The organism is Pelomonas cellulosilytica (assembly GCF_021353265.1).
In the GTDB taxonomy this organism is placed as follows: domain Bacteria; phylum Pseudomonadota; class Gammaproteobacteria; order Burkholderiales; family Burkholderiaceae_C; genus Pelomonas; species Pelomonas cellulosilytica.
The window spans coordinates 342,473-354,010 of the sequence record NZ_JAJTWU010000006.1 but is presented as its reverse complement, the minus strand read 5'-3'; the positions used below and the strand labels follow the sequence as shown (position 1 = coordinate 354,010).

8 protein-coding genes and 1 pseudogene are annotated in these 11,538 nt (G+C 67.0%); 7 read left to right on the top strand and 2 right to left on the bottom strand.

Translation table 11 applies throughout. From position 1 onward, the window contains the following. A pseudogene (locus LXT13_RS17015) lies at window positions 1-3,079 on the bottom strand (hypothetical protein); the annotation flags it as partial. A gap of 460 nt (window positions 3,080-3,539) precedes the next feature. Here LXT13_RS17015 and LXT13_RS17010 point away from each other — a divergent pair. From LXT13_RS17010 to LXT13_RS17000, 3 genes are all read left to right on the top strand, one after another. Then, a complete protein-coding gene (locus LXT13_RS17010; protein WP_233373145.1) occupies window positions 3,540-4,496 on the top strand; it encodes a glycosyltransferase family protein in 957 nt (318 codons plus the stop codon). A gap of 2 nt (window positions 4,497-4,498) precedes the next feature. After that, the gene (locus tag LXT13_RS17005; RefSeq protein ID WP_233373144.1) at window positions 4,499-5,878 is read left to right on the top strand and encodes a bifunctional glycosyltransferase/class I SAM-dependent methyltransferase; all 1,380 of its coding nucleotides are present in this window, start codon (window positions 4,499-4,501) and stop codon (window positions 5,876-5,878) included. A 61-nt stretch (window positions 5,879-5,939) separates the two neighbouring features. Beyond that, on the top strand, window positions 5,940-6,755 hold the full coding sequence (locus LXT13_RS17000) for a glycosyltransferase (RefSeq protein WP_233373143.1): 816 nt from the start codon (window positions 5,940-5,942) through the stop codon (window positions 6,753-6,755). 3 nt (window positions 6,756-6,758) lie between these two features. Here the strand turns inward: LXT13_RS17000 and LXT13_RS16995 are convergent, their stop codons facing one another. Beyond that, complete coding sequence (locus LXT13_RS16995; protein ID WP_233373142.1) at window positions 6,759-7,418, bottom strand: GntR family transcriptional regulator; 660 nt, start codon at window positions 7,416-7,418, stop codon at window positions 6,759-6,761. Window positions 7,419-7,515: 97 nt separating this feature from the next. Between LXT13_RS16995 and scpA the strand changes: the two genes are divergently transcribed. The 4 genes from scpA (at window position 7,516) to LXT13_RS16975 (ending at window position 11,538) form a co-directional block, all read left to right on the top strand. After that, entirely contained in the window at window positions 7,516-9,669 is a 2,154-nt protein-coding gene (gene scpA / locus LXT13_RS16990) for a methylmalonyl-CoA mutase (RefSeq protein ID WP_233373141.1), read from the top strand. Window positions 9,670-9,734: 65 nt separating this feature from the next. Beyond that, window positions 9,735-10,178, top strand: a complete 444-nt coding sequence (locus tag LXT13_RS16985) for a GNAT family N-acetyltransferase (protein WP_233373140.1) — start codon at window positions 9,735-9,737, stop codon at window positions 10,176-10,178. Continuing rightward, window positions 10,175-11,146: a methylmalonyl Co-A mutase-associated GTPase MeaB gene (meaB, locus tag LXT13_RS16980; RefSeq protein WP_233373139.1), complete on the top strand. Its 972-nt coding sequence runs from the start codon at window positions 10,175-10,177 to the stop codon at window positions 11,144-11,146. Before LXT13_RS16985 ends, meaB begins: the two co-directional genes overlap by 4 nt. Continuing rightward, window positions 11,143-11,538 carry a VOC family protein gene (locus LXT13_RS16975; protein WP_233373138.1) on the top strand — a complete coding sequence of 132 codons (396 nt, stop codon included), beginning with the start codon at window positions 11,143-11,145 and terminating at the stop codon, window positions 11,536-11,538. Before meaB ends, LXT13_RS16975 begins: the two co-directional genes overlap by 4 nt.

Genomic DNA, 11,538 nt, shown 5'->3' with positions numbered 1-11,538 from the left:
CGGTGGTCAGCGCACGCAGGTCATCGGACGACAGCGCGGCCATCTGGTCAGTGCCCAGGCCCTTGAGCTGTTGCGTCGTCAGCGACTGGATCTGCGCGGTGCCCAGCGCCTTGATCTGGTCGGACGTGAAGGCGCCGATGTGATCCGACGTGATGCCGCGCAGCGCCGTGGTGCTGATCTGGCCGAGGTCGGCCGTCTCCAGCGCGGCGAGCTGGTCGGTGCCCAGGGCGGCGATCTGGGCGGAGCTGAAGGCCTTGAACTGGTCGGTGTTCATCGCCCGCAGATCGGCCGTCTCCAGGCCGGCGACCTGGGCAGTGGTCAGGCTGCTGACCTGGATGGTGGTCGGCGCGGTGAACTGGTCGGTCGTCAGCGCGTTGAGCTGCTCCGTGCCGATGGCGCGGATCTGCGAAGTCGTCAGCGCGCGGATGTCGTCGGACGTCAGTGCGGCCACCTGGTCGGTGCCGAAGCCCTTGACCTGCTGCGTGGACAGCGCCTGGATCTGGTTGGTCGTCAGCGACTGGATCTGGTCGGTGCCCAGGGCGCTGATGTTCTCGGACGTGATGCCGCGGATGGCGCTCGTCGAGATCTGCTTGACGTCCTCGGTCTCGATAGCCTTGAGCTGGTCGGTGCCCAGCGCGCCGATCTGGCCGGAGCTCAACACCTTGAACTGGTCGGTGCCCAGCGCCTTCAGGTCGGCCGTCTCCATGCCCGTCATCTGGGCGTTGGTGAGGCTGGAGACCTGGGCGGTGGTCAGCGCGCCGATCTGGTCGGAGGTCAGCGCGTTGAGTTGGTCGGTGGCGAAGGCACGGATCTGGGCGGTCGTCAGCGCGCGGATGTCATCGGACGACAGCGCGGCCATCTGGTCGGTGCCCAGGCCCTTGAGCTGTTGCGTCGTCAGCGACTGGATCTGCGCGGTGCCCAGCGCCTTGATCTGGTCGGTGTGCAGCCCGCTGATGTGGTCGGACGTGATGCCGCGCAGCGCCGTGGTGCTGATCTGGGCGACGTCGGCGGTCTCCAGCGCAGCCAGCTGGTCGGTGCCGAGGGCGCCGATCTGGCCAGAGCTCAGCACCTTGAACTGGTCGGTGCCCAGCGCCACCAGGTCGGCCGTCTCCATACCCGTCATCTGGGCATTGGTGAGGCTGGAGACCTGGCCGGTGGTCAGCGCGCCGATCTGGTCGGAGGTGAGGGCGTTGAGCTGGTCGGTGGCCAGCGCGCGCAGCTGCGCGGTGGTCAGCGCGCGGATGTCATCGCTGCTCAGCGCGATCATCTGCTCGGTCGTCAGACCCTTGATCTGCTGGGTGGTCAGCGACTGGATCTGGGCCGTGCCCAGCGCCTTGATCTGGTCGGTGTGCAGCGCGCCGACATCGTCGGAGGTCAGGCCGCGCAGGGCCGCGGTGCTGATCTGGGCGACATCGGCGGTCTCCAGGGCGACCAGCTGGTCAGAGCCCAGCGCGCCGATCTGGGCGGAGCTCAGCACCTTGAACTGGTCGGTGTTCAGCGCCACGAGGTCGGCCGTCTCCATACCCGTCATCTGGGCATTGGTGAGGCTGGAGACCTGGGCGGTGGTCAGCACGCCGATCTGGTCGGAGGTCAGCGCGTTGAGCTGGTCGCTGGCGAAGGCACGGATCTGGGCGGTCGTCAGCGCGCGGATGTCGTCGGACGACAGCGCGGCCATCTGGTCGGTGCCCAGGCCCTTGAGCTGTTGCGTCGTCAGCGACTGGATCTGCGCGGTGCCCAGTGCCTTGATCTGGTCGGTGTGCAGCGCGCTGATGTGGTCAGACGTGATGCCGCGCAGGGCTGCGGTGCTGATCTGGCCGACGTCGGCCGTCTCCAGCGCAGCCAGCTGGTCGGTGCCGAGGGCGCCGAGCTGGGCGGACGTGATCACCTTGAACTGGTCGGTGTTCAGCGCCACGAGGTCGGCCGTCTCCATGCCCGTCATCTGGGCGTTGGTGAGGCTGGAGACCTGGGCGGTGGTCAGTGCGCCGACCTGGTCGGAGGTCAGGGCGTTGAGCTGGTCGCTGGCGAAGGCGCGCACTTGCGCGGTGGTCAGCGCACGCAGGTCATCGGACGACAGCGCGGCCATCTGGTCAGTGCCCAGGCCCTTGAGCTGTTGCGTCGTCAGCGACTGGATCTGCGCGGTGCCCAGCGCCTTGATCTGGTCGGTGTGCAGCCCGCCGATGTGGTCCGAGGTGATGCCGCGAAGGGCAGCGGTACTGAGTTGGGCGACGTCGGCAGTCTCCAGCGCCGCGAGCTGGTCCGTTGCAAGGGCGCCGAGCTGGGCGGAGTTCAGCGCCTTGAACTGGTCGGTGTTGAGGGCGATCAGGTCCGCCGTCTCCATGCCCCCGACCTGTGCGGCCGTGAGGTTGGCGACCTGCGTCGTGGTCAGCGCGCCGACCTGGTCGGTCCCTAGCGCATTCAGTTGATCGGTGCCGAACGAGCGCAGCTGGCCGGTGGTCAGCGCCCGGAGGTCATCGGACGACAGCGCGGCCATCTGGTCGGTACCCAGGCCCTTGAGCTGCTGCGTCGTCAGCGACTGGACCTGGGTCGTGCCCAGCGCCTTGATCTGGTCGGACGTGAACGAGCCGATGTGGTCCGACGTGATGCCGCGCAGCGCGGCCGTCGTGAGTTGACCCAGGTCCGCCGTCTCGATGGCGGCCAGCTGGTCGGTGGTCAGTGCGCCGACCTGTCGCGAGGTCAGCACCTTGAACGTGTCAGTGCCCAAAGCGCGCAAATCGGCGCTCTCGAGCGCCGTGATCTGCTGGGTGGAAAAACTGCCCAGTTGCGTGGTGGTCAGTGCCGCTGCCTGGTCGCTGCCCATCGCCTGGACTTGCGAGGTGCTCATGCCGAGTAGTGCAGCGGTCGAGAGCCTGGAGATGTCCTGCGTCTCGAAGAACGAGAACTGGTCGGTGCCCAACGCCTTGATCGCGAAGCTGGACAGGCTGGCAACCTGGTCCGTCGTCAAGGACTGGATCTGGTCCGACGAGAACGCTGCCCAGTCTTCGGTACTCAATGCCCGCAGCGTTGCAGACGTCAGTCCGGCAATTTGGTCACTGGTGAGGCTGGTGATGATGGAGGACATGTTCTCGTTACCTCAGGTTGGCGCGGCAGTGCGTCTTGTTGGTCAGCCTCGCGGGTGATGGGGGGCGCCTTTGGGCGACTGGCCGATCACGCCTCGCGCTGTGACCGATCGCGTTCCTTGCAATCGGTTCTTCGCAGGTCAGTTAGGACGAAAGTTCAAAAAACGGTTCGCTGGAGCGGGTTTCGGCAACTGGGCCGAAAACTTGAGTCCAACGTTCATGTGGGCAGCAAACAAGGTCTCCGCCGGGGTCGCAGCAGATTTAACCGTCTGCAATCCCGGAAGTGGCTCGGGCGCCTCTCATGGAATTACCCCAAGCGTTAACTATTCGTTGCCAATGCTAGGTCTCTCCCTTTTCGGCCTAGGGCTGAACAACTTGAAGAACCAGGGCCTGTTTTGAGCTTGGAAATGCTCGTGCTGAGCTCCAATAGCAGACGTGGAAGGCCGCTGTGAGAACTAGTTCATGCAAATCACGACCCTGATTCCGGCCTACAAGACCAAATACCTCGTCGAGTTGTTGACGGGCTTGGTCACGCAGACGCACAAGCCGCAGCGGGTGGTCGTTTCTGACGACAGTCCCGACGGCGAGTTCGGTGCGCTGCTGCAGTCGCCGGCGATGGCGCTGGCCATGCGCCGGCTGCCCATCGAGATCCATCAGGGGCCGCGCGCCGGCGCTTACGAGAATTTCAAACATCTCGTGCAGCTGTGGGGCGAGTCCACCGAGTTCTGCCATCTGCTGCTGGACGACGACATCCTCTACCCGGATTTCTACATGCGCCACGCGATGGCGCATGCCACCGGTCATCACCCCTGCAGCATCAGCGCACGCTGGTGCAGCAACGAGCGGGGTCAGCCCGTGGAGGGCATGCCCATTCCGAAGGCCGTCTGGTTTTCCAACGACCGCACGCTGCTGCTGGACGCGACGGTTCTTTTCTCCACGACCTTGCCCGACTGCCAGAACTGGCTGGGCGAGTTTTCCAACTGCGTCATGCGCAAGGAAGTGGCCGCGCTTCTCTTCAAGCCCGAGTTCGCAGGCGTGTCCTACGCCGGCCTGTGGGATCTCGGCGCCTTCCTGGCCGCCAGCCTCATCGGCCCGGTGGCCTACATCCAGGACCGGCTGGGTGCCTTCCGCGCCGGTGGCGAAGGGCACTCGGCCCAGATGCTGGGCAAGCACATGAAGGCGGCGCACCTGGGCTACGGCGCGTTGGCGCTGGGTGCGACGCGTCTTGGGAGGCTGGGGGGCGAGCAGGCCCGGCAGGCCTACGCAGGCCTGTACGAGGCGCTGCGCAACCGCTACGAACGGGAGACTGACGTGTCGCCATTCATCGATGTCGTGCGCCGGCTGAGCGTGGGCGAAGCCGCCGCGGAAGAAGAGTTCCTCGCGCTCTGGAACGCCTTTCTGTCCAGCCACAGGTTCTGACCATGGATGCCCGCGAGATTCCCGTCGTCGTCGTCTCCTACAACAGCCCGGAGCTCATCCGCAACCTGCTGACCTCGTTGCGGCGCTTCTATCCCAACCCGGTCCACGTGGTCGATGGGTCCGGCGCCGAGCATGTCGACGCCATCCGCGCCGTGGTCGCGCTGTTCGATGGTGTGGCGCTGCACGTGCAAGGTCACAACATCCACCATGGCCCCGGCATGGCCTGGGCGATCCAGAACCTGCCGCTCGGCCCGGTGGCGCTGTTCCTGGACAGTGACATCGTCGTGCTGCGCAACGGCTTCATCGAGGCCATGCTTGCCGCGCTGCAGCCGCAGGACTACGGTGTCGGCGGCGTGGCGTACGTCAACCGCCAGGGGTTCGACATCCCCTACGCCTATGGCGCCGTGCCCTATCTGCACCCGCCCTGCATGCTGTGCAACATCGGCGTCATGAAGCAGTGGCCGATGCCGATCAAACATGGAGCGCCGATGGTGGCGCCGATGTTGGCCCTGCATGACGCAGGCAAGTCGGGGCTGCTGAGGCACCTGGACTGGACGCTGAACGATGTGACGCCGGGCCTGAGCCGGGTCTATGTCGACCATGTCGGCCGCGGCACCGTCATCAACACCAAGGGCTACCACCTCGAAGAGTGGATGGCCACGGTGCAGGCCGGGCAGGCCGCCGGTGCGACGGCGGCAGCCGACGTGCCGGGCCCGGCCGAGCCGCGCGGCTACAACCCGTTCGTGCTCGCGCTGATTCCACCGCAGGTGCGCCGGGTCGTGGAAGTGGGGTGCAGCACGGGCGGTCTCGCGCTGGCATTGAAGTCGCGCCAGCCCGGCGTGCATGTCACCGGCCTGGAACTGGACCCCAAGGCGGCCGAGGTGGCGCGGCACCGCTGCGACGAGGTGCTGCAGATGAATGTCGATGACGCGGGTGCCGACTTCTTCGCGTCGCTGCAGGGGCACGACTGCTGGGTCTTCGGCGATGTGCTGGAGCACCTTCGTGACCCCTGGCGCGTGCTCGCCGAAGTGGCCAAGGTGCTGGCGCCTGGCGGCTGTGTGGTGGCGAGTATTCCCAACGCGCAGCACTGGAGCGTGCAGGCGCGGCTGAACATGGGCGCCTTCCAGTACGAGGCCACGGGCCTGATGGACCGCACGCACATCCGCTGGTTCACGCGGCAGACGATGCTGCAGTTGTTCGCCGGTGCCGGCCTGCGGGTGGAGGCCGGCGTGCCTTGCATGGTGGAGGAGCCGCCGATGCGCGACCAGGCGCTGGCCGGCGTGCGGCAGATGGCGCTGGCACTGGGGCGCGATGCCGACGAGGCGATGCGCGACGCTATGCCCCTGCAGTATGCGATGCGCGCGGTGCACGCCGGAGGCTGACGGGATGGTGGCGGCCTACAACCTCTGTTTGTTCCGGCCGGGATCTCCGCGCTGGAAGATCATGGACGCCCACTTGGAGGTGATGGAGTCGCTGCGGTGGGCCTTCGAGGCCTGCGGCATTCCCTGCAGCGTGCGCATCAATGAGCTGGACCTGACGCGACGCAACATCGTCTTCGGCTGGATCGTGGCCGCGCAGATCAACCAGCTGGCAGATCTGCCGGATGGCAGCATCCTCTACAACTTCGAGCAGTTTGCGGGGCATGCTGCGCCCGACCCGCTGACGGCGCAGTGGCTGCGGCGCTTCCAGGTCTGGGACTACAGCCCCTTCAACATGGACTACTGGCGCGCCGCGCAGCTGCCGCGCGAGCCCTTCTGTGCGCCGGTCAGCTACGCGCCGACGCTGACGCGCATCCCGCGCACGGAGTCGCCCGACATCGACACCTTGTTCATCGGCGCTGCGGGCATGGTGCGCTACGAGAAGCTGCTGGCCATCGCCTCGTCGGAGTGGCGTCCGTCGATGGCCGTGCTGCTGAACGTCTGGGGCGAGCAACGCGATGCGCTGATCGGCCGCGCGCGCCTGATGTTGAATGTCTCCAGCGAGTCGGAGGCCTTGCGCATCTTCGAGGTGACCCGGGTGTCGTACTACCTCGCCAATCGCATCCCGGTGCTGTGCGAGCGCGTGGCGGGGGTGCATGTGGAGCCCGACCTGCAGGACGCTGTGGCGTGGGCGCACAAGGACGACCTCGCCGCGACCTGCGAGCGGCTGCTGGCCGACCCGTCAGCGCTACAGACATTGGGCCAACGGGGCTTCGACGTCTTCAGTCGCCGCGACGCCCGCCAGGTCGTGCGCGACTGGCTGGCCCGAGAGGGCGGTTGAGCGTCAGCGGGCCTCGGCCGTCGCGGCCAGACCGTTCTCGAAGTGCCTGCGCATCAGCTGCGCCGACGCCTCGGCGTTGCGCGTGCGCAGCGCGAGCATCAGCTCCTGGTGTTCGCCCAGCGATTCCGCCAGCCGGCCCTCGCGGAACAGCGAGTGGTGGCGGTTCAGCTTCATCAGCCGGCGCAGGTCGTTGACGATCTGCTGGCGCCAGCGGTTCCCTTCGATCTGCAGGATGCGCAGGTGGAACTGCTCGTTGGCCGCGAAGAAGGCATCGCGGTCGGGTAGGGTGGTTTCCAGTGCGGCATGCAGTTGCACCAGCTCCTCCAGCTCGGCGTCGCTGGCCCGCGCCGCGACCTGGGCGGCTGCGTCGCTCTCCAATAGTGAAAGCAGCTGGTAGGCCTCGCGCACGTCCCGCTCGCTCATCTCGGTCACGTAGGCGCCGCGGCGCAGCTTCATCGTGACGAGGCCTTCGCTGGCCAGCACCTTCAGCGCCTCACGCAGCGGCGTGCGGCTGATTCCCAATTCACCGCACAGCTTCAGCTCGTCGATCCAGGCGCCCGGTTCCAGCTCGCGCGCGAGGATGCGCAGGCGCAGGCGGTCCGCCACCTGTTCATAGAGCGCAGTGGCGGCAAGCGGGGCGGCGACGGTGGGGGCGTCCGACATGTTCAGCAGGTGGAGTCAGCGCAGTGTAGGGGAAACTGAATTCATAATTATGAATAACGGCGACGCTATGATGCCGGCCGAGTTTCAGGAGAGTTCCATGTCGGACAACGCCCCCGAGTTCAAGACCGCCACGCTGGAGCAGTGGGCCAAGGCGGCCGCCAAGTCGGCGCCGGGCGGCGACATGGCGGCGCTGAACTGGCAGACGCCAGAGGGGCTGACCGTCAAGCCGCTGTACACGGCGGCCGACGTGGCGGACCTGCCGTACACCGACACGCTGCCTGGCTTCGAGCCCTTCATCCGCGGCCCGCAGGCGACGATGTACGCAGCGCGGCCCTGGACGATCCGCCAGTACGCCGGCTTCTCCACCGCAGAGGAGAGCAATGCGTTCTACAGAAAGGCGCTTGCCGCGGGCGGCCAGGGCGTGTCGGTCGCGTTCGACCTCGCGACGCACCGCGGCTACGACAGCGACCACCCGCGCGTGACGGGCGATGTTGGCAAAGCCGGCGTGGCCATCGACTCGGTGGAGGACATGAAGATCCTGTTCGACGGCATCCCGCTCGACAAGGTGTCCGTCTCGATGACGATGAACGGCGCGGTGCTGCCGGTGCTGGCCGGCTATGTGGTGGCGGCGGAAGAGCAGGGCGTGGGCCAGCAGCAGCTGGCCGGGACCATCCAGAACGACATCCTCAAGGAGTTCATGGTCCGCAACACCTACATCTACCCGCCCGAGCCGTCGATGCGCATCGTCGGGGACATCATCGACTACACCGCGCGGGAGATGCCGAAGTTCAACTCCATCTCGATCTCCGGCTATCACATGCAGGAGGCCGGCGCCAACCAGGCACTGGAGCTGGCCTTCACGCTGGCCGACGGCCAGGAGTACGTGCGCACGGCGATGGCCAAGGGCTTGAACGTCGACGACTTCGCGCCGCGGCTGTCGTTCTTCTGGGCCATCGGGATGAACTTCTATCTCGAGATCGCCAAGATGCGCGCCGCGCGGCTGTTGTGGTGCCGGATCATGAAGGGCTTCGGCGCGACCAACGCCAAGAGCCTGATGCTGCGCACTCACTGCCAGACCTCGGGCTGGAGCCTGACCGAGCAGGACCCGTACAACAACGTCGTTCGCACCACCATCGAGGCGATGGCCGCCGTCTTCGGCGGCACACAGAGCTTGCACACCAACTCGCTGGACGAGGCCATCGCGCTACCGACCGAGTTCAGCGCCCGCATTGCGCGCAACACGCAGCTCATCATCCAGGAAGAGACCCACATCACCAGCGTCGTCGACCCCTGGGCCGGCAGCTACCTGATGGAGAAGCTCACGCAGGACATGGCGGACAAGGCCTGGTCCATCATCGAGGAGGTCAACGCACAGGGTGGCATGATCAAGGCGGTGGATTCCGGCTGGGCCAAGCTGAAGATCGAGGCCAGCGCCGCCGAGAAGCAGGCGCGCATCGACTCTGGCGCCGACGTCATCGTTGGGGTCAACAAGTACAAGCTCGCCAAGGAAGACCCGGTCGAGATCCTGGAAGTCGACAACGTCAAGGTGCGCGACGCGCAGATAGCGCGGCTCAACCACATCAAGGCCACGCGCAGTGCCGAGGCCGTGCAGTCCGCGCTCGCCGCGCTGACCGAAGCGGCCGAGACCGGCGAGGGCAACCTGCTGGACCTCAGCATCCAGGCCATGCGCGTGCGGGCAACGGTGGGCGAGGTGTCGGACGCACTGGAAGCCGTTTTCGGCCGCCACCGTGCCGACACGCACAAGGTCAGTGGCGTCTACGCGGCGGCGTACGACTCGGCGGAGGGCTGGGCCAAGCTGCAGGGCGAGATCGCCGCCTTCGCTGAAGCGCAAGGCCGCCGGCCGCGCGTGATGATCGCCAAGCTCGGCCAGGACGGCCATGACCGCGGCGCCAAGGTCGTCGCGACCGCGTTTGCGGACCTGGGGTTCGACGTCGACATCGGCCCGCTTTTCCAGACACCCGAGGAATGCGCACGGCAGGCCATCGAGAACGACGTGCATGCGGTGGGCGTGTCCACGCTCGCGGCCGGCCACAAGACGCTGGTGCCAGCCATCATTGCCGAGCTGAAGAAGCAGGGCGCGGACGACATCATCGTCTTCGTCGGCGGCGTGATCCCGCAGCAGGACTACGGATTCCTCTACGAGGCCGGCGTGAAGGGGATCTACGGGCCGGGCACGCCCATCCCGGCCAGCGCCAAGGATGTGCTCGAGCAGATCAAGCAGGCGCTGTGAGCAGAACCTCCATCACGCAAGCCGGCATGATGTTGCCCTGGCGTTGACTCCAGCTTCCTTTTGACATGCCCGCGGTCCAGCTCCAATCCGTCAAGCACGACGATTTCGAGGCCATGCTCGCGTTGCGCATCGAGGCCTTGCGCGAAAGCCTGGAGCGGCTGGGCCGCTTCGACCCTGAAGTGGCACGTGCGAGGCTGAAGAGCCAGTTCAGTCCCGACTGGATGAAGCACCTGGTCATGGACGGCGAGCGCGTCGGCTACTTCACGCTGGTGCCGCGCGATCAGTCGCTGCACCTCCAGCATCTGTATCTGCGACCGGCCTGGCAAGGGCGGGGCGTGGGTGGCTGGGTTATCGAACACATCAAGGCACGAGCGCGGGCCGAGGGCAAACCCATTACGCTGGGTGCTCTGCGCGGCAGTCGCGCGAATGCCTTCTATCTGAGGCATGGGTTCCAGGTGGATCGTGAGCTGGAAGTCGACATCGAGTACCGCTGGGAGCCGCAGGCGTGAACGACCTGGCTGAACGCCTGAAAGCTGGCGAGCGCCGCGCGTTGGCCAAGGCCATCACGCTGGTCGAGTCCACGCGCGCCGACCACCGCGAGCAGGCCGATGCACTGCTGACCGGCCTGATGCCCGCCACCGGCCGCGCGCTGCGCCTGGGCATTTCGGGCGTGCCCGGCGTGGGCAAGAGCACCTTCATCGAGGCCTTCGGCCTGCTGCTGTTGTCGAGTGGCCACCGCGTGGCCGTGCTGGCCATCGACCCGTCCAGCGCCTTGTCCGGCGGCGCCATCCTCGGCGACAAGACGCGCATGGAAAAACTCTCCATGGACCCGCGCGCCTTCATCCGCCCGAGCCCCAGCAGCGGCACGCTGGGCGGCGTGGCTGAGAAGACGCGCGAGGCGCTGCTGCTGTGCGAGGCGGCCGGCTTCGACGTCGTGATCGTCGAGACAGTGGGCGTGGGCCAGAGCGAGACGGCCGTGGCCGGCATGACCGACCTCTACCTGCTGCTGCAGCTGCCCAACGCGGGCGACGATCTGCAGGCCATCAAGAAGGGCGTCATGGAGCTGGCCGACCTCGTCGTCATCAACAAGGCCGACCTCGACACTGCCGCCGCCACACGGGCGCAGGCGCAGATCACGTCGGCGCTGCGGTTGCTGCCCAGCCATGCCAAGACGGTGCAGCGCGTGCTGCAGGTCAGCGCGCTGAAGGCCGATGGCATTGCGCCGCTGTGGGCGGCGATCACGGACCTGCACCAGGCCCGCGAGGCCGACGGCAGCTGGGCCGCGCGTCGCCGCGAGCAGGCGCTGGCGTGGATGTGGGAGCGCATCCAGGCCGGCCTGCGCCAGGCCTTCATTGCGCACCCTGTGGTGCGCGAGCGGCTCGACGCCACGACGACCGCCGTACGCGACGGCCGCACGCCTCCTTCCACGGCCGCGCGGCAGCTGCTCGCCGCTTTCCAGGCAGGACCTTTCGCATGATCACCGGGCTGCATCACATCAACCTGCGTGCTCCGGCCGCGCTGCTGGCGATGCTGCGCGACTTCTACCGCGACGTGCTGGGCCTGAGCGTCGGCCCGCGGCCTGACTTCGGGAGCCCCGGCTTCTGGCTCTACGCCGGTGGCCAGCCCATCGTCCATCTGTCCGAGCAGCGGCCCAACGAGGTGAAGCACGGCCCGGTCGACCCGGCCGCGCCCGGCACCTTCGACCACGCCGCCTTCCAGGGCGACGACCCCCGCGCCACCGCGGCCCACTTGGCTGCGCTGGGCATCACGTTCCGCGAGTCCCGCTCGCCGGTGACCGGCCAGCACCAGTTCTTCCTCAAGGACCCCGCCGGCAATGGCGTGGAGATCAACTTTCCTTACCAAGGCTAA